Origin of the sequence: Sorangium sp. So ce296 (assembly GCF_051529605.1) — a bacterium.
Classification (GTDB): Bacteria; Myxococcota_A; Polyangia; order Polyangiales; family Polyangiaceae; genus Sorangium; species Sorangium cellulosum_D.
On record NZ_CP150325.1, the window covers coordinates 1,195,579 to 1,222,052 of the forward strand.

Consider the following 26,474-nt stretch of genomic DNA (forward strand, 5'->3'; position numbering starts at 1 on the left):
GTGGTATCATCCCGGACACAACCACTGCCGGTCACGCCGCGCCGTGGGCCGTCCGTGCTTCGAACGGCGCCAGAATACGTCCACGTCCGTCGAGGGGAGCGATGCTGACGATCTCGGGTTATCAGGCGATCGCCAAGATCTACGAGAGCGAAAACTCGGTCGTTTACCGGGGCCGGCGCGCCGGCGACGGGCGCCCGGTCGTCCTCAAGCTGCTGCGCTCAGACTATCCCAGCCCGACGGAGCTCACGCGCTACAAGCATGAATACGCCGTGCTCCGCAACCTGGAAGCGCCGGGCGTCGTCCGGGCGCTCGACCTCTGCCGGCACGAGAAGGGGCTCCTCCTCGTCCTCGAGGATTTCGGCGGCCACGCGCTGGCGCACCACCTGCAAAGAGGCAGGTTCGACACCGCGGCATTCCTCCCGCTCGCCATCGCGATCACGCGCGCCCTCCGCGATGTCCACGGGAGCAGAATTATACACAAGGATATCAATCCGTCCAATATCGTTTTCAACCGCGAGACCGGAACCGTCAAGATCATCGACTTCGGCATCTCGACGCGGCTCTCGCGGGAAGAGCTGTCGATCACGAGCCCCGCGGTGATCGAAGGGACGCTCGCCTACATCTCTCCAGAGCAGACCGGTCGCATGAACCGGTCGCTCGACCATCGGACCGATCTCTACGCGCTCGGCGCCACCTTCTACGAGCTCCTCACGGGCGCGCCGCCCTTCGACGCGAAGGACGCCATGGAGCTCGTGCACTGCCACATCGCGCGCGACCCCGCCCCGCCGCGCGCGCGGTGCCCGAGCGTGCCAGAGGCCCTGTCGGACATCGTGATGAAGCTCATGGCGAAGACGGCCGAGGACCGTTACCAGAGCACCGCGGGCCTCCTCCACGACCTGGAAGCGTGCCAGAGCCGCCTCGACGCCGCGGGCGAGATCGCCCCGTTCCCGCTGGGCCGCGCCGACGCCTCCGGCGACCTCCGCATCCCGCAGCAGCTCTACGGGCGGACCAGCGAGGTGAAGGCGCTGCTCGAGGCGTTCGGCCGCGTCGCGCGGGGCGGCACCGAGCTGATGCTCATCGCCGGGTACTCGGGGGTCGGCAAGTCCGCGCTGGCGCACGAGCTGTACAAGCCGATCACCGAGGTGCGCGGGTACTTCGTCGCCGGCAAGTACGACCAGCTCAAGCGGAGCACCCCGTACACCGCGATCACCAGCGCGTTCCGGGACCTCGTGCGGCAGATCGTCGCCGAGCCCGAGGCGCAGTTCGCGGAGTGGCGCTCGAAGATCAAGGCGGCGCTCGGGGTGAACGGGCAGGTCCTCGTCGACGTGATCCCGGAGATCGAGCTCGTCGTGGGCGAGCAGCCGCCCGTCCAGGCGCTCGGGCCCGCCGAGTCCCAGAACCGCTTCGTCCGCGTCCTCCAGAACTTCGTCCGCGTGTTCTGCGACGCCGAGCGCCCGCTCGCCGTCTTCCTCGACGACCTCCAGTGGGCCGACGCGGCGTCGCTCCGGGTCATCGAGCTCCTGTTGACGGACGCCGGGCTGCGCGGCCTGCTCGTGATCGGCGCCTACCGGGACAACGAGGTCGGCGCCGCTCACCCGCTCTCGACCGCGCTCGCGTCCCTGCGGCGCGAAGGGGCGATCGTGAACGAGATCGCCCCGGGGCCGCTCAGCACCGAGATGGTCTGCCGGATGCTCGCGGACGCGCTGCGCGCCGACGCCGCGGCGGTCATGCCGCTCGCCGCGCTGGTCGCCCGGAAGACGGGCGGCAACCCGTTCTTCGTCAACGAGTTCCTCCGCACGCTGCACCAGACCGGGTGCCTGCGGTACGACGCCGGCGGCGCGGCGTGGACGTGGGACGTCGAGCACATCGAGTCGAGGAACATCACCGACAACGTCGTCGAGCTGATGATCGACAAGCTCCGCGGGCTCCCCGCGGACACGCAGCGCGCGCTCATGTCCGCGTCGTGCCTCGGCAACCGCTTCGACCTGGGCAGGCTCGCGGTCATCCTCGAGGCGACGCGCGGCGACGCCCACCAGCGCCTCCTGCCCGCGCTGCACGAGGGCCTCATCGTCCCGCTGTCCCCGATGGAGCCCGCGATCCCCGACGACCTCGCCGCGCCGCTCGTCTTCCCGGACTACAGGTTCCTCCACGATCGCGTCCAGCAGGCGGCCTACGCCATGGTCGACGAGGGCGAGCGCGGCGGCCTGCACGCCGACATCGGCCGGCTCCTTCTGCGGAGCCTCGGCGGGCGCGCCCCGGAGGAGGAGGTCTTCGACATCGTCCACCACCTGAACCGCGGCGCCGACCGCCTGAGCGACGCCGCCGAGCGCCGGCGCCTCGCGGAGCTGAACCTCCTCGCGGGCCGGCGCGCGCTGCTGTCCGCCGCCTTCGACGCCGCGCGCGGCTACTTCGCCGAGGGCCTCGCGCTGCTGCCCGCGGGCGCCTGGCGGAGCGACCACGCGCTGACGAGCGCGCTCCACGTCGGCGCCGCCGAGGCCGCGTGCATGAACGCCGACTTCGGCGCCATGAAGGGGCTCGTGGACGCGGCGCTCAGCGAGATCCGCGACGTCATCGACAGGAGCAAGCTCTACGAGCTCCTCATCCTCTATCACCACACCCAGGCCGAGTTCCGGAAGGCCGTGGACACCGCCGTGGAGGCGCTCGCGCAGCTCGGCGAGACGTTCCCCGCGAGCCCCGGCATGCAGGACTTCCTCGACGCCTACACGAAGACGACGAAGCAGGTCGCCGAGCTCGGCTTCGAGCGCCTCGGCCGGCTCCCGCCGATGACGGCGGCCCCGAAGCAGGCGGCGCTCGTGATCCTCCGGCGCGCGATCCACGCGTCGTACTTCGCCGCGCCGGAGATGCTCGGGCTCTTCATCTGCCGCGCGCTCGACCTGACGATGGATCACGGCGAGTCGCCGCTCGCGCCCTATGCGTTCGCGGCGTTCAGCGTCCTCGTCAACGCCGGCGTGGGCGACATCGCGACGGGCTCCCGGTTCGGCGAGCTGGCGATCGAGGCGCACCGGCGCCGGGACGAGCCGCTCTACAAGGCGAGCGTCTACAACTTCTATTACGGGCTCTCGCGGCACTTCTACCGTCCCGCGCGCGAGAGCCAGGCGCCGCTCGTCGAGGGATACCTGAGCTACGCCGAGAACGGCGACGCGGAGAGCGCCGCGTACTGCCTCATCAACGCCTTCGTCTGCGGCGCCGTCTCCGGGCAGAACCTCCTCGAGCTCGAGTCGACGTTCGAGCGGTACATCGAGGAGGTCTTCAAGTTCAAGCAAGAGCAGGTCATCAACCAGCTCAGCGTGTGGCGCCAGGCGATCCGGAACCTCACCGGCAGGTCCGAGCACGCGGCCAAGATCAAGGGGGAGTTCTTCGACGCCGAGCAGGTGCTCCCCGGCCTGTACGCGACGAAGAACTTCAACACCGTCAATTACATCCACACGGCGCAGGCGATGCTCTATTTCGTCTTCGGCGACTACGAGCTCGCGTACAAGCACGCCGCCGAGACCGAGCCGACCCTCGGCGCGAGCACGGGCAAGGTGTTCACGCCGCTGCACAACTTCTATTACTCCCTCGCCATGATCGCGCTCTATCCGGCGGCCTCGCCGGAGGACAAGGAGCGCTACCGCGCCAAGGTGTCGGAGAACCAGGCGAAGCTCAAGGCCCTGTCCGAGACGTGCGCCAGCAACTTCCTGCACAGGGTCCTGCTCGTGGAGGCCGAGCTCGCGCGGATCGACGGCCGCGTGGCCGAGGCGCTCGACCTGTACGACCGCGCCATCGCGTCGGCGTCGGAGCACGATTACGTGAACGAGGCCGCGGTGGCCTGCGAGCTCGCGGGCCGGTTCTGGCTCGCGCAGGGCAAGGAGAAGCTCGCGCGCGTGTACCTCGCGGACGCTTGTTATCACTACAACCTCTGGGGCGCCGTCCGCAAGACGCAGGATCTCCAGGAGCGGTATCCGCAGCTCGCCCCGCGCGAGCCGCTCTCGCAGCGGTCGACGGAGGTCGCGCCCTCGCGGACGTTCGTCACGACGACCTCGCTCGGCGCCTCCCGCCTCGATCTGCGGACGGTGCTGAAGGCCGCGCAGGCGATCTCCGGGGAGATCGTGCTCGACCGGCTCCTCATCAAGCTCATGGCGGTCGCCATGGAGAACGCCGGCGCCCAGCGCGGCTGCCTCGTGCTCCGGGAGAGCGACGGCCTGCGGGTCGAGGCCGAGGTCGACTGGACCGACGGCCGCGAGGACGCGCGCTTCCCGGGGCTGCCCCTCACCCAGGCCGTGTCCGACGATCGCCCGCTCGTCTCGGCCGGGATCGTGCAGTACGTCGCGCGGACCGGCCAGAGCGTCGTCCTCGCCGACGCCTCCGCGGACCGGCAGTTCCAGCGCGACGAGTACGTCGCGCAGCGCCGCCCGAGATCGGTGCTCTGCACGCCGATCATCCACCATAACGACCTGTACGGGGCGATCTACCTGGAGAACAATACGGCGACCGGCACGTTCACCCAGGACAGGCTGGAGCTCCTCACGATGCTGTCCTCGCAGATGGCGATATCCATCGAGAACGCGAAGCTCTACACGGGCGTGGAGCAGAAGGTCCGCGAGCGCACGGCGGAGCTCGAGGAGGCCCACGCGACCATCGTCCGGCTGGAGCGGGAGGCGGTCGAGAACCAGATGGCGGGCGGCTTCGCGCACGAGATGCGCAACGCCCTCTCGGGGGCCGCGATGGTGCTCGGGACCGTGACCCAGGGCGGCGAGACGGTGTGCGCGAAGAACGCGGCCCGGCTCGGCGAGCTCTTCGACCTGCTCAAGGACGACATCCCCGACGGGAAGCTCGGCTCGGTCCTGGCCCGGCTGGGCGACATCGAGGAGGCCGAGGAGACGCTGGACAGCGTGCTCTGCATGGTGGGCGACTGCACGGCGCGCGCGCTGAGCGTCACGAACAGCATCCTGGAGTACTCGAAGCTCGGCGTCGCGCTCGCCGGCAACGAGGTCGTGAGCCTCCGCCGCATCGTCGAGTCGGTCGCGGCGCGGCACCGCGACGAGTTCGCGCGCCAGGGCGTGTCGGTCGAGCTCGAGCTGCGGGGCGGCTCGGCGGTCGTGGGGCACGAGTCGCACTTCGACTCCATCGTGAACAACATCGTCTTGAATGCGCGCGACGCGCTGCTCCTGGTCGACGACGGCCGCGGGCGGCGGGTGCGGATCGAGACGGCCGAGGAGGGGGATTTCCAGGTCCTCACCGTCAGCGACAACGCGGACGGCATCTCCCCCGACAACCTCGCGAAGATCTTCCAGCCGTTCTTCTCGACGAAGCCGACGACCGGCGTGGGCCTGGGGCTCAGCTTCGTCTCTCGCATCGTCGCGATGTATGGCGGGACCATCGACGTCGACAGCGACGCGGGGCGCGGCACGACGTTCGTCGTCCGGCTCCCGCGCGCGGTGCCGCGCGGGCAGCCGCAGCCGGCCAGCGCCGCCGCTGGCCGGATCGAGCTCAACCTCGCCGGGAACTGAAAGGGGGCGCCAAGATGACAACGGCGAAATTCACCAGGCGCTTTCGCGGAGCCTCGGACGTCACGCCGGAGGAGCCGCAGAAGGAGCGGCCGATCGTGGTCGTGATCGACGACGACCCGAGGATGCGGTCCGCGCTCGCGTTCACGCTGCGGCACGACTACGACGTGCGCCTGTACGCGAACGCTCAGGAGGGCATCGCCGGCGTGACGGAGATGACCAGCCTGGTCATCCTGGACATCCGCATGCCGGGGATCGACGGGCTCACCGCCTACCTGAAGATCAAGGCGCTGTACCCGAAGGTGCCCATCATCTTCTACACCGCGTTCCAGGACATCCTCGAGAAGCAAGACCTGCTCTCGACCCACAAGGCGTTCGGCTATTTCGACAAGAACGGCGACGTGTCGGGGCTCAAGGCGGCGGTGGAGAAGGCGGTCCAGCACCACAGCGTGGTCTCCAGCATGGCGAGCGCGCAGAGGCTGGTGCGCGGGATCATGCCCCCGGACGATCACTGACCGGGGCCACACCTCCCGGCGGCCGCTCGGGCCGACGGCAGGTCACACCGCCGAGAGCTCGGCGCTCCATGCACAGCCGTCCGACGGCCCGCTACGCCTTGAAGGTCATACCCGCCTCCCGCAGGATCGGCCGCCCGGCGCTCGCTTGCAACCTGGAGAAGGCGCCGTCTCCCTGCTCGGCGCGCACGATCTCGGCGCCGACGAGCGCGCCGCGCCGTGAGGGCGACAGGACCGTCGCGGAGGAGCTGGCGGGTGTGCCATCGCGCGGGTTTCCGCGGGGATCCTCGGGGCGCCGGTGGCACAGTCGCTCAGGCACGAGCGTTGCACTCACGGCTCGGCATGATGACAATCTACAAAATCATGATTCCCGTTTCTCTCATGGCCCTTCTCTCGGGGTGTGGTGACAGCGACGCGGAGCGCATCGAACAGCAACGTGAGACGTGGAACGACAAGCACGTCGCGAGCTACGTCGTCGAGACGTGCGAGACGGGCTTCTCCGCCGGTTGCCGGCGCGTGGCCGTCGAGGATGGCCAGGTCGTCGCCGCGCGCGAGAAATTCCCCAACGACGACTCGCCTTGGACCGATGTCGACGATCTGACGAGCGTGAACGAGCCCATCGCGTGGATGTTCGATGCGGCCGAGGACAGCCCAGAGGATTGCGAGCTCTCGCAGCTCTCGTTCGATCCGCAATTCGGGTTCATCCGTGAATATTTCGTGTCCTGCGGCGAAGAAGGATCCGGCGAGCGTGTGACGTGCTTCGCTCCCGACACCGTCGACCTCGCCGCGTGCGAGTAGGCGTCGGTCGCCCTGAGCTCGCCCCGTCATGGCCGCGGCCTCGCGCCGCGGCGTCCGGGCGGGGCTAAGGAAGGGTGTCCACAAGGGCAGCCGAGGACGCCCGGAAGCCGGCCACCCGCGCGTCCACCTCGGCCTGCGACAGGAGGACGTCCTTCGCGAAGTAAACCCAGTCGACGTCCTCGGCGTACGTCCGCGGGTCGGTCTCTCCGGCGGCGAGCTCGTCGAACCACAGATTGAAGTCGAGGTGCTGGTTCGTCTCGGGGACGTAGCTGGCGTCATGCGTGCAGAGCAGCGCGCCGTCGATGTAGTAGTGGATGCCGGACTCGTCGATCTGGAGGAGGAGCCGCTTCCAGCCCGACTGGTCCCCCGCGACCTGGTTCGACTGCGTATCCTCGAGCGTGGCCGTCTCCCACGAGGTCAACCACAACGTGCTGGTGTCGCCCTGACCCCACCCGCCGTTGGGCATGTACTCGAAATCCTGCTCCGAGTAGTTGGGATCCGTCTCGGGGTCGTTGACCCATGGGCTGATCGTGAAGAACGTCTCGACCAGCTTGTCGGCGAGGTGCCGGGTCCCGGTCAGCGGCGTGTTGCTGAATTTCACCCTGGCGGAGTACGTCCCGAGGCGGAACCTGTCGTCGTTGGACTGGATCTCCGCGTGCGAGGTGCTCGCGCCGGAGCCGCTCGTGGTCGCCTTGAGCCGCAGCAGCCGGTTCGAGGCGAGATCGGGATCCTCGATGAACGAGACGTTGGATGAGAGCCATTGTGCGCCGTCGACCCCGGGGGCGCCGTCGGTCGTCCGTACCCACCACCGGCTCGTGAGGTTGTCGTCGGCGATGCCGGTGTAGCTGAAGTCGTCGAAGAGCTCGGCCGACACCGTGACGCCGCCGCCGCCGCTGCCGCCCTCGCCGCCGCCGCCGCTGCCGCCCTCACCGCCAGCGCCGCTGCCGCCCTCACCGCCGCTCCCCCCGAAAGCGCCGCTGCCGCCCTCACCGCCGCTCCCCCCGAAAGCGCCGCTGCCGCCCTCGCCGCCAGCGCCGCTGCCGCTCGCCCCACCAGGGGCGGCGGTCTCGCTCGAGCAACCGAGCAGCGCGTGCACCGCAAGGAGCGCCGCCCCCGCGGCGGGGACGAAGCGCGCGCCGCGGGGCGCCCGCTCCTTCGAAGCAGCGATCCTCTGGCCTTCGCGATCCATTTGCATCGAGGCTGTTCCTTTCGTGTCGAGCGTCCCATCGCCGGGACCGAGCGCCGCGCCTCAGCGCTTCCGCAGGTACTTGCGGAATGGACCGCGGCGGCCGCCACGAGGAGGATACCCTTCGCCGGTGACGTAGCGCTCGGCCTCGAGCGACGCGCTGGCGCCGAGCGCCATGCCGACCGCTGGTCGAGCCCACGTGGACCGGCGGGCTCTACGGCCGCGCGGGCTCCGCGCGGCGCGGCTTGCGCGTCCGCCGCGGGTTCGCAAGAACATCGGACGATGTCGCGCGCGGCGCTGCTCCCCGCCCGGAAGGGCTCCGGCGATGAAGAGCGGCTCGCGCGGCTCCGCGGCCTCGTGCGGGCGGGCGCCGAGAACCGGCCCGGCGTCTACCAGATGGGCGCCGAGGACGGCACCGTCCTCTACGTCGGCAAATCGAAGCGGGTGCGCACGAGGCTGCTCGGTTATTTTCGCTGCGAGCCCGAAGAGAAGGGCGCGCGCATCCTCCGCGAGACGAGCCACGTCGCGTGGGAGTACTGCCCGAGCGAGTTCGCCGCGCTCCTCGCCGAGCTCCGGCTCATCCGGCGGCTGTGGCCGCGCTTCAACGTGGCCATGAAGCGCGACCTCAAGCGCTACGCCTTCATCAAGGTCACGCGCGGGCCGGCGCCGAAGCTCCACGTCGTGCGCGGCCCGGCGCGCGATCCGGGCGCGCTCTACTACGGGCCGTTCACGGGCGCGGGCCGCGTCCGCGAGGCCGTGCGCGCGCTCTCCAACGCGCTCGGGCTGCGCGACTGCGCCGAGGACGTGCCGGTGCTCTTCAACGACCAGCAGACGCTCTTCTCCCTCGAGCGCCGCACGCCGGGCTGCATCCGCTACGAGATCAAGCGCTGCCTCGGCCCCTGCGTCGCGGGCTGCTCGTCGCGGGAGTACGGCGATCGCGTGGCGCTCGCCCGCGCCTTCCTCGAGGGCCGGAGCGACGGCCCGATCGGCCGCTTCCGCGACGAGATGGAGGCGTGCCGCGAGCGCGCCGAGTTCGAGCGCGCCGCGGCGCTGCGCGACCGGATCCAGCGCCTCACGGCCCTGCGCGGCGAGCTGGGGCGGCTCCGCTTCGCCATCGAGTCGCTCTCGTTCCTCTACACCGTCCCCGGCCACGAGGGCGACGATCGGGTCTACCTCGTCCGGCGCGGCAGCGTGCGCGCCGAGGCCGCGGCGCCGCGCTCGGACGACGACCGCCGCGCGCTCGCGCGGCTCACGGCCGACGTCTACGGCCCCCCGGAGCCCGCCGCCGCGCCGGTGCCGCTCAGCGAGATCGACGAGGTGCTGCTGCTGTCGTCGTGGTTCCAGCGCTACCCGGACGAGCTCGCGCGGACGCAGCCGGTCCCGGGGCTCACGGGGTAGCCTCGGCCGCGCGCCGGCGGTGGTTGCGCGGAGCAGCCTTTCGGCGCCGGAGAGGGTTGCGACACGCAACGATGTGTCCTGAACTGCGCGCTCTTGCGCGTGACCGAGGAGCAGCCCCATGCGAGCGATGCGAGCGAAGGTCTCTAGCGTTCTCCTCGGCGCCCTCCTGGCGTCCGTGGCCGCGGCCTGCACGCGCTCGAGCGAGCCCGCGCCGGGCGCGCCCGCGGCCGAGCCCGCGCCGGGCGCGCCGGCGGCGGTGCCCGCGCCGGGCTCGTCCGCGTCGGTGCAGGTCCGCTCGTTCGGCGCGCTCCGCGCGATCATGCACGAGGGGCAGACGGGGCCCGCCGTGCGCATCGGCGATGTCGTGCCGGGCCCGCACGCGTTCGGCATCGGGGCGCTCAGCGAGCTGCGCGGGGAGGTGACGGTGGTCGACGACGCGATCTGGACGTCGTACGCGCGCGATGACGGGGCGCTCGACGTGCGCGCCACCGGGGCGGAGGAGCAGGCGACGCTCTTCGTGGTGGCGAACGTCGCGCGATGGCAGGAGGCGACGCTCGACGCCGACGTGCCCGACGGGCAGATCGACGCGCGCATCGAGGCCCTGCTGCGGGAGCGCGGCCTCGACACGGACGTCGCCGTCCCGGTCCAGGTGCGCGGGGTTCTCCGCGATCTCAGCTGGCATGTCATCGACGGGAGAAAGCTCGCGCCCGGCGGCGGCCACGTGGACCACGTCCGGGCGTCGGCGCGCGGAACGCTCCCCGCCGCCGAGGGGACGCTGGTCGGCTTCTTCTCGAAGCGCCACCACGGCGTCTTCACGCACATGGGGTCGAACACGCACTTCCATGTCGTGCTGCCGGAGCGATCGCTGATGGGCCACGTGGACGGCGTGACGCTCGCCCGCGGCGCGCGCGTCCTCCTGCCGGCGCCTTGACGCTCGACCTCCCGCGCCGCTGCGCTGTCTGGCACGGCGGTTGAACCACCTCTCCCCATGAGCCCCAGACACCGCTGCTCGCCGCCTCCCGTCACCCGGGCGCACGTCGCGGCCGACCGCACCTCGCCGCCAGGGCGCGGACGCCTGCTGTCCGGACGAGGCAGTCCGCGCGCCCGTCGCGCCCCGCTCCATGGATCCTGCAGGGGGCGCCGTGCGCGCCCGTGACCTCGGCGTCGCGCCCGGGATCTTCGACCCGGGCCCGCTGAACGCGATCACCGACGTGCGCGGCGTGCGCGTCGGCCACGCTACCGTCGTCGAAGGCGACGCGATCCGCACCGGCGTCACCGCCGTCCTCCCGCACGGGGAGAATCTCTATCTCGATCGCGTCCCCGCGGCGATCCACGTGGGCAACGGGTTCGGCAAGCTCGTCGGCGCGACGCAGGTCCGCGAGCTGGGCGAGCTCGAGACTCCCCTCCTCCTCACGAGCACGCTCTCCGTGTTCCGGGCGGCAGACGCCCTCGTCGAGTGGATGCTGGAGCAGCCGGGCATGGAGGAGGTGCGCTCGCTCAACCCGGTCGTCGGCGAGACCAACGACGGCGTGCTCAACGCGATCCGGCGCCGGCCGATCACCGCCGCGCACGTGCGCGCGGCGCTCGCCTCGGCGCGCGAGGGGCCCGTGCCGGAGGGGTGCGTGGGCGCGGGCACGGGGACGGTCGCGTTCGGATGGAAGGGCGGGATCGGCACCGCCTCGCGGGCGCTGCCGCCGTCGCTCGGCGGCGCGTCCGTCGGCGTGCTCGTCCAGTCGAACTTCGGCGGCGTGCTGCAGGTGATGGGAGCGCCCGTCGGCGAGGAGCTCGGGCAGCACGCCTTCCGCGCGGAGCTCGATCCGGACCCGGGCGGCGGGTCCATCCTCATCGTGGTCGCGACCGACGCGCCGCTGTCGGATCGCAACCTCGGTCGCCTCGCGGCGCGCGCGCTCTTCGGCCTGGCGCGCACGGGCTCCTCCGCCGCCAGCGGCTCCGGGGACTACGCGGTGGCCTTCTCGACGAGCGCCTCGGTCCGGCGCCCCTCCGGCGCGAGACGGCTCGTGACGACGGAGCTCGCCAACGAGGAGACCTCGGCGCTGTTCCAGGCCGTGATCGAGGCGACCGAAGAGGCCATCTACAACTCGCTCTTCACGGCCGAAACCACCTCGGGAAACGGCCGTACGGTGGAGGCCATTCCGCTGGATCGCGTCCGTGAGGTGCTGTCCAGGTACGGCGTCCCGCGGCGCGACGGCCGCTCTCCGCAGGCCTGATCGGGAGGGCGCCGCAGGCGAGCCGGGCAGTGCTCGAAATTGAACATGAAGGCGGTAAGACGGGAAGAAAAATAAAATCAATCGTCTTCCTGCCTTCCCGCCTTCATGTGAACTCTCTCCGGGCAAATTTGAGCACCACCGCGAGCCGGCTCGGCGCCATTTGTCCGTATGCCCGGGAGATCACATGACCTGGCGCAGGCGACCCAGATACCACATCTCACGATGGCGAGTGGTCTGAGCCCAAGAATGCAGCGGTCGGTCCAAGCGTGGATGTCCGTGGTGCACCTCGTGTTGGCTTCCCAGGGCGCACGGCGCTGCGGGGCCGATTCCGGCCATGTCCTCGCGATCGCGTTCGACCACAAACGGGTCCGCCCCCGCAGTATCGTTACGAACGGGACGGACGTCGGGGGCTGATGGGAGCGCGCAGCAAGCGAGCCGACGCGGCGCCGCACCGCCATTTGTCCGTGGCGAAGCGCTGCACTTTTGGCAACATCAGGCCCCACGTCGGCGCCTCGGGAGCCGCCCGGCTTTCGAAGATCTCCCTATGCCCCAGAGCTCACGCTACCTCGTGCTGGAGGTCCTGCACACCGGGGCAGATACGATCCTCTACCGAGCCAGGCGCGCGGAGGACGGCCGGCCGGTCGTGCTCAAGGTCCTGCGGCGCGACCACGCGAGCCCCCACGCCCTCGGGCGGCTCCACCACGAGCACGAGGTGGCGAGCGGGCTCGCCGCGCCCGTCATCGTCAAGGCGCACGCGATCGAGGCGTTCGGCGACCAGGTGGCGCTGGTCCTGGAGGACTTCGGCGGCCGCTCGCTCGACCTGCTCCAGCGCGGGCCGATGCCGCTCGAGCGCTTCTTCCCCCTCGCCCTGCGCCTCTCCGCCGCGCTCGCCGAGCTGCACCGGCACCACATCGTCCACAGGGACATCAAGCCCCAGAACCTGCTTTACAACCCCGACACCGGGGAGGTGAAGATCACCGATCTCGGGATCGCCTGCACCTCGCCCCGCGGGCCGGAGGACCTCGCCGACGACGCGCTGATCGCGGGGACGCTCGCGTACATGGCGCCGGAGCAGACCGGCCGGATGAACCGCTCCATCGACGAGCGGTCCGACCTCTACTCCCTCGGCGTCACCTTCTACGAGCTGCTGACCGGCGCCCTGCCCTTCCAGGCGAGCGATCCCGTGGAGTGGGTGCATTGCCACATCGCCCTGACGCCGCCCCCGCCGCACGCGCTCGTCCCCTCGATCCCCCCGCAGCTGTCGGCGATCGTGCTCAAGCTCCTGGCCAAGGCCGCGGAGGAGCGTTACCAGAGCGCGCTCGGCCTGCAGCACGACCTCGACCGGTGCTTCGCCGAGCTCCGGTCGCGCGGCGCCGTCGAGGCCTTTCCGCTCGGGCAGCGCGACGCCTCGGCTCGGTTCCAGATCCCGGAGCGGCTCTACGGCCGCGAGCGCGAGGTCGAGGCGCTGCTCGCCGTCTTCGAGCGCGTGGTGGCCCACGGCCGGCCGGAGCTCGTGCTCGTGTCGGGGTACTCGGGCGTCGGCAAGTCGTCGCTCGTGGCCGAGCTGCACCGGCCGGTCGTGCGCGAGCGGGGCTTCTTCCTCTCGGGCAAGTTCGAGCAGCTCAAGCGGGACGTCCCGTACCACGCCTTCCTCCAGGCGTTCCGCGGCCTCGTGCAGGAGATCCTGTGTGTGAGCGAGGAGGAGCTCGAGCGCTGGAGGCAGCGCCTGCGGGAGGCGCTCGGCGCGAGCGGCGGGCTGCTCGCCGGCGTGCTCCCCGAGCTCGATCTGCTCCTCGGCCCGCAGCCGCCCGCGCCGGAGCTCCCCGCGGTCGAGGCCCGGCACCGGGTCCACGCGACGCTCCAGCGCTTCGTCGCGGCGTGCGTCCACGAGGAGCACCCGATGGTGCTCTTCCTCGACGATCTCCAGTGGGCCGACGCCGGGAGCCTCCAGCTGCTCGAGCAGCTCGTCACCTACGCCGAGGCCGAGCACCTCTTGCTGATCGGCGCCTTCCGGGACAGCGAGGTCGGCCCGGCGCACCCGCTCGCGCTCATGGTGGCCGACGCGCGGCGGCGCGGCGCCCTGGTCAGCGACATCGTCCTCGCGCCGCTCTCCGCGTCCGACGTCGGAGCGCTCGTCGCCGGCGCGCTCCACGCCCCGGCCGAGCAGGTCGAGCCGCTCGCCCAGCTCGTCCACGAGAAGACCGGCGGCAACCCCTTCTTCGCGATCCAGTTCCTGATCGAGCTGCACCAGGGGAGGCTCATCGCCTTCGACGCCGAGGCGGGCGCCTTTCGCTGGGACATCGCCGCGATCCGCGACAAGGGCTTCAGCGACAACGTCGTCGATCTGATGGTGGGCAAGCTGAAGCGGCTCTCGGCCCCGGCGCAGGACGCGCTCAAGCTCGCCGCGTGCCTCGGCAGCAGCCTGACACTCGACACCCTCGCGGTGGTCGCGAAGCGCCCCGCGGCGGAGCTCTCCGAGGCGCTCTCGGAGGCCGCGCGAGAAGGGCTGCTGCTCCGCCGGAACGGCGCGTACCGGTTCGTCCACGACCGGGTGCAGCAGGCCGCCCAGGCGCTCATCCCGGCGGCGCAGCTCGCCGAGGTGCACCTCTGTATCGGCCGGCTGCTGCTGGAGGGGCGGAGCGCGGCGGAGCGCGAGGAGACGCTCTTCGACATCGTGGGCCACCTCAACCGCGGCGCCGCGCTCATCCGCTCTCCGGCAGAGCGGGCCGAGCTCGCCGCGCTGAACCTGCGCGCCGGCAGGAGGGCCGAGGCGGCGGCGGCCCACGAGACGGCCGCGTCCCTCTTCGCCGCGGGCACGGCGCTCCTCCCCGAGGAGCGCTGGGAGACGCACTACGAGCTCGCCTACGACCTCGGCCTGGAGCGCGCGCGCGCCGCGTACGTCACCGGCAGCTTCGACGAGGCCGAGCGGCTGCTCGCAGAGCTCACCGAGCGCGCCAGGAGCAGAGCCGAACGGGCCGCGGTCGTCGAGCTCGCCGTCGCGCTGAACGCCACCCGCGGGCGACCCGCGCGCGCCGTGGAGATCGGGCTCTCGTGCCTCCGCGCCTGGGACGTCGAGGTGTCGCTCCCCGTCACCGACCCGCAGGTCGAAGAGGAGACCGAGGCCGTCTGGCAGCTCCTGGGCGACCGGCGCATCGAGGGCCTGCTCGATCTGCCCGCCATGACACACCCGGAGATCAAGGTCGCGATGGGCGTCCTCCGGGGCGTCATGATCCCTGCCTTCTTCGTCGACCAGAACCTGCACTATCTGCTCGTCGTGCGCATGGTCAAGCTCAGCCTGCGCCACGGCAACGCGGAGACCTCCGCCCAAGCGTATGCCGCCTTCGCGAGGGTGCTCGCCCCGAAGTTCGGGAGATACGAAGAGGCGTATCTGTTCGGCAAGCTCGCCTACGACCTGGCGGACAGGAGCCCCGTCCTCGCCACGAAGGCCTCGGTGTTCACGCTGCTCGCGCAGCAGGTGATCTTCTGGACGCGCCACTACCGGGAGACCTTCTCCTATGCCCGCCTCGGCTTCAACGCCGCGGTCGAGTGCGGCGACTGGAACAACGCCTGTTACAACTGCATCTGGGCAGCGGCGTTCCCGCTGCTCTGCGGCGAGCCGCTGGAGGACGTCCTCCACCAGACCGAGGACCGGATGGGGTTCGTGCGCAGGGCCGGCTACACGTTCGTTCATGGCGCCCTGCTCGGCGTCCGGTACCTCATCCAGGCGCTGCGCGGGCGGCCGGTCGATTTTCCGATGCTGGACGGGTCCAAGCTCGACCAGGAGGCCTTCGAGGGCTGGCTCCTCTCAGGGGCCGCGGGCAGCGCGCACAGCATCTACTTCAGCCTGAAGGCGCAGGCGCGGTTCGTCCTCGGCGCTCCGGCCGAGGCGCTCGCGGCCTCGTCCCGCCTGGTCGTCGATTACGACTGGAGGAACGACGCGCACGCGCTCGTCGTCGAGAGCTTCTATGTCCACGCGCTCGCGCTCGCCGCGGTCTCGGACGAGGCGTCGCCGCCCGAGGAGCTCCCCCGAGCGCTGCTCGACTGCGAGCGGCGGCTCGGCGAGTGGGCGGAGAGCTGTCCTCCGAACTTCCTCCACAAGCACGCCCTCGTCTGCGCCGAGATCGCCCGGCTCCTCGGGCGGGAGGGGGAGGCCGTCCGGCGCTACGAGCAGGCCATCGCGTCGGCGCGCGAGCACGGCTTCGTCCAGCACGAGGCGATCGCCTGCGAGCTCGCCGCGGGGTTCTACCGCGCGCGCGGCCTGTCCACGCCCGCCGACGCTTACCTGCAGAAGGCCCGCGCCGCCTACTTCCGCTGGGGCGCCCACGCCAAGGTGGAGCAGCTCGACCAGCGCTATCCCTTCCTCGTCGAGCGCAAGCCGATCGCGCCCACGGTCACCTTCGCCGTGCGGGCCGAGCAGTTCGACGTCCTTTCGGTGGTCAAGGCCGCGCAGAGCATCTCCGGCGAGCTCAAGCTCCCGCGCCTGCTCGAGATGCTGCTGCGCATCGTGGTCGAGCACGCGGGCGCCGAGGAGGGCTATGTGCTCCTGGTCCGGGAAGATCGCCTGTCGACCGCGGCGGCGATCGCGGCGTCCGGCGGCGCGGCGCGGCTGCTCGACGCGGGCGAGGCGGAGGCGGCGGCGCTGCCGCGGTCCATCCTCAACTACGTTCGTCGCAGCCATGAGCGCGTGCTCCTCGACGACGCCGCCGCCCGGCACCCGTTCTCGGAGGACGCGTACTTCGCCCGGAAGCAGCCGAGATCGGTGCTGTGCCTCCCCATCGTGCAGCAGGCCCGCTTGCTCGGCCTGCTGTACCTCGAGAACAAGCTCGTCGCCGGCGCGTTCACCCCGGCGCGGCTCAGCGTGCTCGAGCTGCTCGCCTCGCAGTCGGCCATCTCGCTGGAGAACGCCATGCTCTATTCCCAGGTCGAGCAGGAGAACGCCGAGCGCCGGCGGGCGGAGCAGGCGCTCCAGGCGAACCAGGCCACCCTCCAGGCGATCGTCGACAACTCGGCCGCGGCCATCTACCTGAAGGACCGCGAGGGCCGGTATGTGCTCGTCAACCGTCAGGCGGGCCACCTCGTGCGCCTGCCGCGCCACGAGGTCCTCGGAAAGACCGACGCCGAGCTCTTTCCTGGGCCGACCGTCGGGACCCTCCAGGACAACGACCGGCGCGTGTTCGACGCGGGCGAGCCGCTGGAGTGCGAGGAGGAGGTGCTGCTGGCGGACGGACCGCGCACCTTCCTCTCGGTCAAGTTCCCGCTCGGCGAGGGGGTCATGTCGGGCGTGCTGTGCGGCATCTCCACCGACATCACCGAGCGCAAGCGGGCCGAGCGGGCCGAGCGCTTCCTGGCCGAGGCGAGCCGCAGGCTGATGGCCCTCGGCTACAGCGCGACCCTCGAGAGCGTGGCCCAGCTCGCGGTCCCCGAGCTGGCCGACCGGTGCGTCGTCGACATGCGCCTCGATCCCGACGCCCCGGGGCACACGGCCATCGCAGGCGTGCCCGCGGAGCTCGTCGACGCCGTGAGGGACGCGGTGCGGCCCCTGACGACGGCGGCGCCGACGCCGCCCGAGGTCGGCGACCTCGGCGCCGCGCCGCTCCTCGGGCAGCTCGGCGTTCACGCCTTCATCCGGGTTCCGCTCCTCGCGCGCGACCGCTGCTTCGGGGTCATGCTCCTGCTGCTGATGGGGCCTCAGCGCCGTTACGGCCCAGCCGACCTGTGGCTGGCCGAGGAGCTGGGCGCCCGCGCGGCGCTGGCGCTCGACAACGCCCGTCTGTTCGCCGAGGCCCAGCAGGCGATCGAGCGGCGGGACGAGTTCCTCCTCGTCGCTTCGCACGAGCTCAAGACCCCGCTGACCTCGCTCAAGATGCAGGCGCACCTCATCGAGCGGCTGCTGCGGCGCTACCAGCGCTCCGAGCTCGCCCCCGAGCGCCTCGACGCGGCGCTGCAGGTCTTGAATCGGCAGATAGCGCGGCTCGCGCACCTCGTCAACGAGCTGCTCGACGTCACGCGGCTGAGCGCCGGGCAGCTGACGCTCGCGCGCGCGCCGGTCGATCTGGCGGCCCTGGTGCGCGAGATCGTCGAGCGGATGAGCCAGCAGCTCGCCGACGCGCGCTGCGGCGTCCAGCTCGATCTGGACGAGGCCGTGGTCGGGCGCTGGGATCCGTCGCGCATGGAGCAGGTCCTCATCAACCTCCTGTCGAACGCGATGAAATATGGCGCCGGCGGCCCGATTCACGTCATGGTGCGCGGCCAGGCCGATCGGGCCCTGCTCGTGGTCCGCGATCACGGTATGGGCATCGCGGAGGCGGATCAGGCGAGGATCTTCGAGCGCTTCGAGCGCGCGGTGTCGGTCCGGAACTTCGGCGGCCTCGGCCTCGGGCTCTACATCGTCCGATGGATCGTGACCGCGCATGGCGGCACCATCCGCGTGGAGAGCGCGCCGGGCGCCGGCGCCACGTTCATCGTGGAGCTCCCCTTGAACGCGGCCGAGGCGGAGACCGACACGGACGGCCTGGGCGCCGCGCGCCCGCCGGCGTAGTCGTTCACCTGGAGCCGCTGCGGGGGCTCGACCTGCTGCGCTGCCCCTTCCGTGACGCTCGAGGGCCAGGCCGGATCCTGGGAAGGTACGACTCTGGCGATCCCCTGCGACGGATTTACCAGAGGATCATCGCCGCGTTACGCCTCGTTCAATCTCAGCAGGTCCACTTCGCCATACAACGCCGGACAATTACCCGTCCGGATCGAAAGCGCTCTCTCGCGGACGCCTCGGCGATTTCGGCAGACATTTCCGTCCATCTCCACGTCATCGATGCCGGGCGAGCTGCCCCAGGTGAGCGTGATAGACGCGCGCCGGGAGATCTCGTCGTCTCTTTCTGACAGCAGTATCTTCATCGCGCCGGGAGGTGTAGAACCGTTCCACGTGACGGGCGCATGTGTCCACCGGCCAGCGGGGGCCCCGGCTGGGGCGCATCGCAGGCGAGCGCCGACCCCGGCGAGGCCCGGGACGTGGGAGGAGGCTCATGGAGGATCGCAGTGCAGTCCGCGAGGACGCGGACCACAACGTACGTCTCAGAGTGCTCATCCCTCTGGCGCTCGCGCTGGCCTTATTGCTCGCACTCTATGTGGCGACCACGTACAGCGTGTTCGCCTCACGGCGCGACGAGGCGATCCGGCAGGACACCGAGCGCACAACGGAGCTCCTCCGGCGGGCGCTCATCGACAACGTCGAGACCCTGAGCTCGCTGATGAGCGCCATCGAGCGGGATCCGGTCCTCGAAGATGCCATGCTCCGCGGGGACCGCGAGGCGCTCCTCCAGCGGGGGGCGCCGCTTCTCCAGGAGCTCAAGGCGCGCGCCGGGATCACCCACCTCTACTTTCATGCTCCCGACCGCGTGAGCTTTTTGCGGGTTCACGAGCCCCCCCGTTTCGGCGACACGATCTCTCGAGTCACGCTCCTGGAAGCGGAGCGGACGGGACAGCCGAGCTTCGGAAACGAGCAGGGGCCCCTCGGCACATACACCCTCCGCTATGTGGTGCCCTGGCGCTCCGGGGGACGCCTCCTCGGGTACATCGAGCTCGGCAAGGAGTTCGAGCACGTCGCCGCCTCGTTGCGCGACGTCCCGGGGGTCGAGCTCGTCATCCTCGTCGACAAGCGGTACGTGCAGCGAGAGCTCTGGGAGCCGACCGCCCAGAAACAGAGGCTGCCGCCCTGGGACACGCTCCCCTCGATCGTCTCCGTCTTCAGCACGGTGCAGGCGATCCCCGACGAGCTCTCCGCGCTGCTATCGCGGCAGGGCCTGGCCCTCGACGCGCCGACCGCGACCATCCGGGCGGACGGCCGCGTCCTGCAGTGCATGCTGCTCCCGATCGATGACGTCCGGGCCCTCGAAACAGCGAAGTTGCTCGTGATGCGCGACGTGACGAACATCGCCGCCGCCGCCCGCGCGCAGCTCGCGGCAGGCTGCGCCGCGTTCGCCGGCGTGAGCGCGGTGCTGCTCGCGATGTTCCACGTCCTCCTCGGCCGCATCCAGCGGGCCCTCCGGGAGCGGTCGGCGCTGCTGAACAGCGCCAAGGAGCGTCTGGAGCAGGAGATCGATGAGAGGAAGGTCGCGCAGAAGGAGCTCGAGGCGGCGCTCAGCACGTCCGCGGCCGCGTCCCAGGCCAAGACGGAGTCGCTCGCCCAGCGCGAGGAGGCGCTCCGCGAGCTGCGCGCCGCCAAGGTCGACCTCGAGCAGCAGCTCCAGACCATCGAGCGCCAGCGCATCACCATCCGCGAGCTGTCGCTGCCCATCGTGGACATCTGGGACGAGATCCTCGCGCTCTCGATCGTCGGGCCCGTGGACGCCGCGCGGGCGACCGAGATGATGGAAGGCCTGCTCCGCCGGATCGTCGAGGCGCAGGCCCGCTGGATCATCCTCGATGTGACCGGGCTGCCGGCCATCGATGAGGAGGTCGCGGCGCGCCTGGCCCGAGTGGCCAGGGCCGTGCGGCTGCTCGGCTGCTCCTGCATCGTGACGGGCATCAGCCCTCATATCGCGCGCACGTTCGTCGCGCTCGGCGTCGAGCTGGACGACCTCCGGCCATTGCGCAGCCTGAAGGAGGGCATCAAGCATTGCATGTCCGCCCGCCAGGCGGCCGCGCTCCGCTCGACCCCGGCGCTCTGAGCGCTGCGTGGTCCCCGGGCCGCCCGCGCCGCGCCTCACGCCGGAGGCGCGGAGAGCGCCTCGACCAGCGCGTCGCCGAGGTGAGCGGCGTCGTTCCAGACGACGACGCGATAGCCGCTCTTCGGGTCGTGTTCGATCAGGCAGACGCCCGTGTTCGCCGGCACCTGGAGCGCCTTCAGCCCGCTCCCGTCCATCTGGAGCATCCGCCCGACCGCGGTCTTGATGGCCGCGCCGTGGGAGACGACCCCGACGGCCTCGCCGGCGTGCCGCTCCGCGATCCGGTCGAGCGCGCGCATCATGCGATCGCCGAGCTCCGCGTACGTCTCGCCGCCCCCGCGCCGGACGTCGACGCCGCTCCGCCATGCGGCCCACTCCTCCGGGAAGCGCGCCTGCACCTCGCCGCGGCTGAGCCCCTGCCAGGCGCCGAGGCTCACCTCCCGCAGCGCAGGGTCCGCGACGGCCCGGAGGCCCAGCGCCGAGGCGAGGCGCGCCGCCGTCTCCTCGGCGCGCTCGAGGTCGGAGCAGTAGACGGCCGCGAGCCGGAGCCGCGCGCCGGCGAACCGCGCCGCGAGCCGCGCCGCCTGCTCGCGCCCCCGCGCGTTGAGCCCGCGCCCCGCCTGTCCCTGGAACACCTGCGCGCGGTTGTCGTCGGTCTCCCCGTGCCGGATGAGCATCAGCTTCGTGGTGGCGTGCACGATGGGCCGCACTGTAGCAGGGCGCGCGACGCTCGGCGGCGCGGCGCGCCGGCGTGCCTTTCTGCCACGCGCCGGCCGGCGCCGAGCCATCGTGCCACAGCGCGCGGGTAGCCAGTTTGTAAGAGGTCCTCGCTTACCCGCCGGGCTCCCAACAGGTACGCGGCGTGCTTCGGTCCTCGCCCGAACAAGGTCATCCAGCGAGGGTTCCGGGCGGAGGGCGCTCCCCGACGCCCCCGGGGCCTCTCTTGCGGAAAGGGTCGCTCGCATGAAACGGCAATTTGCGCCTTGGCTCATCCTGTTGCTCGTCGCGGCGTGCGGCGAGGAAGGCGGCGTTCAGCCCGCCGACGTCCAGGCCGGCTCCGGAGGGAGCGGCGGCGCGCCATCGGATCAGGGCGCGCAGGCAGGAGGGGGCGGCCAGGGCGCAGGCGGCGGCAGCGGCGGCGAGGGCGGCGGCGGCGGCGAAGGCCGCAGCGGCGGCGAGGGCGGCAGCGGCGGCGAGGGCGGCAGCGGCGGCGCCGGGGGGTACAGCCCGGAGAACGACAACACCTTCCGGCCCGAGGAGCGGCCGTTCTCCGACGAGCTGCTCGAAAAGCTCAAGACGAAGCCGGGGTTCACGATCAGCGTGTTCGCGAGAGGGGCCGACAATGCGCGCATGATGGAGCTCGCCCCCGGCGGCGGGGTGTACGTCACGCGGCCGACGACCGGGGACGTGCTGCTCCTGCGCGACACCGACGGCAACGGGGCGGCGGACGAGTCGACGAAGGTGTTCACGGGGGGTCCGGGCTTCCAGACCCTGCACGGCATCGCGCTCAACGCCGAACGCGACACCATGTACCTGGCGACAGCGACGAGCCTTTACGCCGCCCCCATCGACGGCGACGGCCGCCTCGGCGACGCGTCGACCTTGATCACCGATCTGCCCGACGGCGGCCAGCACGGCAAGCGCACGATGCGCTTCACCCCCGACGGGACATCCCTCCTGTTCTCGGTGGGCAGCAGCTGCAACGCGTGCGCCGAGACGAACCCCGAGCACGCCGCCCTGCTGCTCATCGACCCATCGCTCGGCCCCCAGACGCAGCAGGACCGCACCGTCTTCGCCAAGGGCCTGCGCAACACCATCGGCTTCGACTGGTACCCGGGCACCGACGAGCTCTGGGGCATGGATCACGGCAGCGACCAGCGCGGCAACGTCGTGCCTCCCGAGGAGCTCAACCGGCTCGTCGAGGGCAACAACTACGGCTGGCCTTATGTGTACTCGAGCGGCCCCGGCGAGCGGGGGCTCGATCCGATCATGGACGACCCGCCCGACACGACGAAACAGGAATACGCCGCCGCCACCGAGCCCGCGGTGCTCATCTACGACGCGCACAGCGCGCCCATCGATTTCCGCTTCTACACGGGCGACCAGTTCCCGGCCGAGTACAAGAACGACGCGTTCGTCGCGATGCGCGGCTCGTGGAACCGTTACCCGCCGGTGGGCTACAAGGTGGTGCGCGTCCTCTTCGACGACGCGACTCACACGCCGACGGGCTTCGAGGATTTCATCACCGGATGGCTGATCGAGGACGGCCGCGCCACCTTCGGCCGCCCCGCCGGGCTCCTCCAGATGCCGGACGGGTCTCTCCTCGTGAGCGACGACACGAGCGGCATCATCTACCGCGTCTCGTACACCGGCCAGTGAGGTAGGGCGCCCGAGCAGGGAGCCTGTCGCTCTGGCCCTGGGATGCCTCCTCGAGCGCGAGCTTCGACGTGAAGCGCGCGCTCGGAAACAGGAGGAATGCGAGGACCGGCGAGAGCGCCGCCAGGACGGCCGCCAGGCTGAAGTGCAGCGGATAGCCGAGGCGCCCCGCGGAGAACCCGCTCGCCGCCGAGGCGACCCCCGTGGCGATCACCATCGCGCTCGCCTGGAGGGTGTAATCCGTGGCGGCGCTCTCCCGATCGGTCCAGTCCATCATGCACGTGAAGAGCGCCGCCGTGGCCATCCCGCCGGCGAAGTGCTCGAACGCACAGAGCGCCGCCAGCAGCGGCACCCCTGCCTCGGCCCGGGCGGCGTACGCGTACCCGAGCACGCTCGCCGCCTGGAGGACGGCGAAGCCGACCAGCGACGAGCGCCGCCCGAGCCGCAGCACCAGCGCCCCGCCGGCCAGCGCGCCGAGCAGCCCCGCGACGAACCCCACCGCCCCAAGGAGCCACCCGATGTCCGCGAGGGAGAGGCCGAGATCGGCGAGAAACGGCCGCAGCATGCCCACCGCGAAGGCGTCGCCGAGCTTGTAAACGACGATGAGCGCGAGCACCTGCCGGGCATGAGGGCGCTTCCAGAACGAGGTGGCGATGGCGACGACCGAGGAGGAGCGAGCGCCCTCGCGCCCACTCGCCGCCTCGCGGGCGAGCAGCGTGGGAATGCTCAGCAGGGCAATCGACAGCGCCATGAGCGCGAAGGTGAGCCCCCAGCCCAGCCGGTCGAAGAGGACGAGCAGCGCCCCGCCGCCCACGATCATCCCGGCCCGATACCCGGCCACCTGGATGCCGTTGGCCAGGCCCCGCTCGCCCGGCGCCAGCAGGTCCACCGCCAGGCCGTCCGTGGCGATGTCCTGGGTGGCGGAGAGCAGATTGACGATCAGCACCGCCGCGAGCACCGAGGAGAGCCCCTCCCCCGGGTCCCGCAGCGCGAGCAGCCCGAGCGCCGCGATCGTGAGCCCTTGCAAGGGGAGGATCCACGAGCGGCGGCGCCCGAGCCGGGGGAAGAAGAAGCGATCGACGAGCGGCGCCCAGAGGAACTTGAGCGCCCACGGGAGCGCGAGCAGGGAGGCGAGCCCGATGCCCTCGAGCGAGATCCCCTGCTTGCGCAGGAGGACCGGGAGCGCCTGGGTGAAGAAGCCGAACGGGAGCCCCTGGCACATATACAGCGACGCCAAGAGCCCGAGGCGTCGCCAGGACAGGTGGGGAGAGCGCATCAGCGGCTCGCCTTCCTGGCGGCGGAGGAGAGGCCGAGGAGCCCCGACGCCATCGCCCACGTCGCGCCGGCGGCCGAGCCCGGGGGGATGAGCTCGCGCGCCGTGGCGGCGAGCACGAAGTACCCCTGAATGGCGGCCACGATCGCCGCGGCCGCGGCGTCCACGTCGCCCCGCGCGCAGGAGAACACCCGCGCCCGCGCGCCGCGCCGCACGATCGCGGCGAGCTTCTTCACCGCGCCCTCGAGCGCGCCCGCGAACGCCTTCCGGACATCGGCGTCCCGGAGCGCCTCGCCGCTCACGCAGATCCAGCAGGCGAGCGCCCGCGGGTCGGCCCCCTCGCCCACCCGCAGGTGCGCGTCGATGAACGCGCGGAGCTCGGCCTCCGGATCGCCCGCCGCGGCGGCGAGCCGCCGCTCGATCCGACCCTCATGGTCCCGCGCGAGCAGCTCGACGGCGGCGAGCAGGATCTCTCGCTTGCTCTCGAAGTGGTAGTGGACCAGCCCCGGCGCGATGTGGGCCGCCGCGGCGACGGCCCCGATGGACGCCCCCTCGTAGCCGCGCTCCGCCATGACCTCCAGGAGAGCGCGCGCGATCTGGGCTCGACGTTCCGCGGTGTTCGAGGGGCGAGGCATCCTGCCGCTCCTGCGCTCGCTGGCGCCGGTTTGTTGGTTGGTCGTACAACCAACTTATGAAGCGGCCTCAGCCGCCCGTCAAGGAGGGGCGCGGGCCGCTCGAGCAGGATCGCGCCGGGCGAGCTGCAGGGGCGGCGGGTAAGCTACGGCGTCTCGCCATCAAGGAGCTCGATCGATGACGTCGCGTCCTCTCTCGCTGATGATCGCAGGGCTGCTCTCCTGCGCCGGCCTCGTGTCCGCGTCCTGCGCGCCGTCGTCGCCCCCCGGCGACGCGGGCGGCCAGGGCGGCGGCGGGGCGGGCGGCGCTGGCGGCGAGGCCGGCGCCGGGGGCCAGGCCGGCGCTGGCGGCGAGGCCGGCGCAGGTGGCGAGGCCGGCGCCGGGGGCCAGGCCGGCGCCGGCGGCGAGGCCGGCGCTGGCGGCGAGGCCGGCGCCGGGGGCCAGGCCGGCGCTGGCGGCGCCGGCGGGAGCGGGCCGGGGGACGGGGAGTCCGAGCTCCTCTCGGGGCGGGACGAGGCCAGCGCGCCTTTCAGGGCGGTGGGCCGGCTGAGCGGCGGGCTCGGCTCCGGGGCCTGCACGGCGTTCCTCGTCGACCCCGCGGGGCGCCCCGAGGCGCCGGCCCACGTGCTCACGAACGCTCACTGCACCCACGAGTGGGCCGCGGAGACCGCGGCAAACGCGGTGTTCGTGGACACCGAGGCGACCCCGCAGCTGCGGATGATCTTCAATTACTTCCGCGACACCGAGGGCGCTCAGGTGGAGGTGCCGGCGAAGGCGATCCGCTATGCGACGATGAAGGGCACCGACCTCGCGGTGGTCGAGCTCGACACCACGATCGGCGCCCTCGCGGAGCGCGGCGTCGTCGCGCTCGGGCTCGCGCCCTCGGCGCCGCCGCCGGGGGGGCGCGTGTCGGTGGTGGGCGCGCCGCAGCTCGACGTGGAGTTCCTGCGGCGCGCCCGCTGCAGCGAGGAGGGCACCTTCGATATCGTCGAGTATCGCTGGCACTGGTTCGGCGCGCACCGGAACCGCTGCGCCGACATCGCCAACGGCAGCTCGGGCTCGCCTTTGCTGGACGACGCGCAGCGGGTCTATGCGGTCGTCAACACCACGACCCTGGGGAGCCCACCCGACGGCGACTGCTTCCTCGGCAGGCCTTGCGAGGTCGGCGCGCCGCCCGGCGTGTCGGTCGAGGGCGCGAGCTACGCCGTCGACGTCACCGGCGTGAGCGCCTGCTTCGGGGACGACGGCCGCTTCGCGCTGGATCGCGAGGGCTGCGCCCTCGACGCCGGCCGGGCGCTCGACGTGCTGACCTACCCCGCTCCCCGCGAGCGGCCGAGCGATCCGGCGACGGGCGCGACGAACACCTGGGAGGTGACGCTGGGCGCGCGGGACGCGCTCGGGTTCTTCCGCTACAAGCTGGGGCGCGCCGGCGAGGTCGACTGCCGCCGGCAAGAGGGCTACTCGGCGCCGATCAAGCTCGATTCCCAGGACCTCTCGGCCATCGCGCTGCCCGAGGCCGAGGGGGTCCACCTGCTCTGCGCGATCGCCGGCCCGACGGCGACGCCCGACGCCGCGTGGCAGCCGCTCTCGTTCCCCACGGTCGTCCTCACCACGATCGACACGACCCCGCCGTCGCGCCGGCCCGCGCTCTCGCGCGGGGGCGACGCCGCCGAGGGCATGCGCGTCGAGCCGATCTTCTCCCTGCCGGAGCACGCGGATTTCGAGTACCGCTTCGGCCCCCCGGACACGACCGATTGCGACGATCCGGCGGCCGAGTGGCGCAGGTACCGGCGGATCCCCATCTTCCTCGACCCCCGCGACCTGCCGGCCCGGTTCTGCGTGCGCCCCACGGACTGGGTAGGCAACGTGGGCGAGCCGTTCGATTACCTGCTGCCCGAGTGAG

At 71.7% G+C, this 26,474-nt stretch carries 15 protein-coding genes; 10 read left to right on the top strand and 5 right to left on the bottom strand.

The window, feature by feature from the left end; all coding sequences use genetic code 11:
* Positions 1-101 precede the first annotated feature (101 nt).
* Together WME98_RS04490 and WME98_RS04495 are read left to right on the top strand one after the other, a co-directional pair.
* Positions 102-5,510 carry a trifunctional serine/threonine-protein kinase/ATP-binding protein/sensor histidine kinase gene (locus WME98_RS04490; protein WP_437950131.1) on the top strand — a complete coding sequence of 1,803 codons (5,409 nt, stop codon included), beginning with the start codon at positions 102-104 and terminating at the stop codon, positions 5,508-5,510.
* A gap of 14 nt (positions 5,511-5,524) precedes the next feature.
* Entirely contained in the window at positions 5,525-6,022 is a 498-nt protein-coding gene (locus tag WME98_RS04495) for a response regulator (RefSeq protein WP_061629784.1), read from the top strand.
* A gap of 91 nt (positions 6,023-6,113) precedes the next feature.
* Here the strand turns inward: WME98_RS04495 and WME98_RS04500 are convergent, their stop codons facing one another.
* Positions 6,114-6,338, bottom strand: a complete 225-nt coding sequence (locus WME98_RS04500) for a hypothetical protein (RefSeq protein WP_437950132.1) — start codon at positions 6,336-6,338, stop codon at positions 6,114-6,116.
* A 44-nt stretch (positions 6,339-6,382) separates the two neighbouring features.
* On the opposite strand from WME98_RS04500, the gene WME98_RS04505 reads away from it, so the two are divergent.
* Positions 6,383-6,817, top strand: a complete 435-nt coding sequence (locus WME98_RS04505; protein ID WP_437950133.1) for a hypothetical protein — start codon at positions 6,383-6,385, stop codon at positions 6,815-6,817.
* Between the two features lie 64 nt (positions 6,818-6,881).
* On the opposite strand, the gene WME98_RS04510 is transcribed toward WME98_RS04505, so the two are convergent.
* Positions 6,882-8,012 carry a glycoside hydrolase family 16 protein gene (locus WME98_RS04510; protein ID WP_437950134.1) on the bottom strand — a complete coding sequence of 377 codons (1,131 nt, stop codon included), beginning with the start codon at positions 8,010-8,012 and terminating at the stop codon, positions 6,882-6,884.
* Between the two features lie 273 nt (positions 8,013-8,285).
* On the opposite strand from WME98_RS04510, the gene WME98_RS04515 reads away from it, so the two are divergent.
* From WME98_RS04515 to WME98_RS04535, 5 genes are all read left to right on the top strand, one after another.
* Complete coding sequence (locus WME98_RS04515; RefSeq protein WP_437950135.1) at positions 8,286-9,401, top strand: GIY-YIG nuclease family protein; 1,116 nt, start codon at positions 8,286-8,288, stop codon at positions 9,399-9,401.
* Positions 9,402-9,519: 118 nt separating this feature from the next.
* On the top strand, positions 9,520-10,332 hold the full coding sequence (locus WME98_RS04520) for an acetolactate decarboxylase (protein WP_437950136.1): 813 nt from the start codon (positions 9,520-9,522) through the stop codon (positions 10,330-10,332).
* Positions 10,333-10,522: 190 nt separating this feature from the next.
* On the top strand, positions 10,523-11,629 hold the full coding sequence (locus tag WME98_RS04525) for a P1 family peptidase (protein WP_437950137.1): 1,107 nt from the start codon (positions 10,523-10,525) through the stop codon (positions 11,627-11,629).
* Between the two features lie 544 nt (positions 11,630-12,173).
* Positions 12,174-18,167 carry an AAA family ATPase gene (locus WME98_RS04530; RefSeq protein WP_437950138.1) on the top strand — a complete coding sequence of 1,998 codons (5,994 nt, stop codon included), beginning with the start codon at positions 12,174-12,176 and terminating at the stop codon, positions 18,165-18,167.
* A gap of 535 nt (positions 18,168-18,702) precedes the next feature.
* On the top strand, positions 18,703-20,292 hold the full coding sequence (locus WME98_RS04535) for a cache domain-containing protein (protein ID WP_437950139.1): 1,590 nt from the start codon (positions 18,703-18,705) through the stop codon (positions 20,290-20,292).
* A gap of 35 nt (positions 20,293-20,327) precedes the next feature.
* Here the strand turns inward: WME98_RS04535 and WME98_RS04540 are convergent, their stop codons facing one another.
* Positions 20,328-20,987: a histidine phosphatase family protein gene (locus WME98_RS04540; RefSeq protein ID WP_437950140.1), complete on the bottom strand. Its 660-nt coding sequence runs from the start codon at positions 20,985-20,987 to the stop codon at positions 20,328-20,330.
* A gap of 265 nt (positions 20,988-21,252) precedes the next feature.
* Between WME98_RS04540 and WME98_RS04545 the strand changes: the two genes are divergently transcribed.
* Entirely contained in the window at positions 21,253-22,668 is a 1,416-nt protein-coding gene (locus tag WME98_RS04545) for a PQQ-dependent sugar dehydrogenase (protein ID WP_437950141.1), read from the top strand.
* On the opposite strand, the gene WME98_RS04550 is transcribed toward WME98_RS04545, so the two are convergent.
* Together WME98_RS04550 and WME98_RS04555 are read right to left on the bottom strand one after the other, a co-directional pair.
* Positions 22,637-23,941 carry an MFS transporter gene (locus WME98_RS04550; protein WP_437950142.1) on the bottom strand — a complete coding sequence of 435 codons (1,305 nt, stop codon included), beginning with the start codon at positions 23,939-23,941 and terminating at the stop codon, positions 22,637-22,639. The two genes, WME98_RS04545 and WME98_RS04550, sit on opposite strands and share 32 nt — an antisense overlap.
* Complete coding sequence (locus WME98_RS04555) at positions 23,941-24,573, bottom strand: TetR/AcrR family transcriptional regulator (protein WP_437950143.1); 633 nt, start codon at positions 24,571-24,573, stop codon at positions 23,941-23,943. Before WME98_RS04555 ends, WME98_RS04550 begins: the two co-directional genes overlap by 1 nt.
* Before the next feature lie 175 nt (positions 24,574-24,748).
* On the opposite strand from WME98_RS04555, the gene WME98_RS04560 reads away from it, so the two are divergent.
* Positions 24,749-26,473, top strand: a complete 1,725-nt coding sequence (locus tag WME98_RS04560; RefSeq protein WP_437950144.1) for a trypsin-like serine peptidase — start codon at positions 24,749-24,751, stop codon at positions 26,471-26,473.
* Position 26,474 lies beyond the last annotated feature (1 nt).

Coding starts and splice junctions, on each gene's coding strand:
- WME98_RS04490 (WP_437950131.1), top strand. CDS start 102: ATGCTGACGATCTCGGGTTATCAGGCGATCGCCAAGATCTACGAGAGC.
- WME98_RS04495 (WP_061629784.1), top strand. CDS start 5,525: ATGACAACGGCGAAATTCACCAGGCGCTTTCGCGGAGCCTCGGACGTC.
- WME98_RS04505 (WP_437950133.1), top strand. CDS start 6,383: ATGATTCCCGTTTCTCTCATGGCCCTTCTCTCGGGGTGTGGTGACAGC.
- WME98_RS04510 (WP_437950134.1), bottom strand. CDS start 8,012: ATGCAAATGGATCGCGAAGGCCAGAGGATCGCTGCTTCGAAGGAGCGG.
- WME98_RS04515 (WP_437950135.1), top strand. CDS start 8,286: ATGTCGCGCGCGGCGCTGCTCCCCGCCCGGAAGGGCTCCGGCGATGAA.
- WME98_RS04520 (WP_437950136.1), top strand. CDS start 9,520: ATGCGAGCGATGCGAGCGAAGGTCTCTAGCGTTCTCCTCGGCGCCCTC.
- WME98_RS04525 (WP_437950137.1), top strand. CDS start 10,523: ATGGATCCTGCAGGGGGCGCCGTGCGCGCCCGTGACCTCGGCGTCGCG.
- WME98_RS04530 (WP_437950138.1), top strand. CDS start 12,174: ATGCCCCAGAGCTCACGCTACCTCGTGCTGGAGGTCCTGCACACCGGG.
- WME98_RS04545 (WP_437950141.1), top strand. CDS start 21,253: ATGAAACGGCAATTTGCGCCTTGGCTCATCCTGTTGCTCGTCGCGGCG.
- WME98_RS04550 (WP_437950142.1), bottom strand. CDS start 23,941: ATGCGCTCTCCCCACCTGTCCTGGCGACGCCTCGGGCTCTTGGCGTCG.
- WME98_RS04555 (WP_437950143.1), bottom strand. CDS start 24,573: ATGCCTCGCCCCTCGAACACCGCGGAACGTCGAGCCCAGATCGCGCGC.
- WME98_RS04560 (WP_437950144.1), top strand. CDS start 24,749: ATGACGTCGCGTCCTCTCTCGCTGATGATCGCAGGGCTGCTCTCCTGC.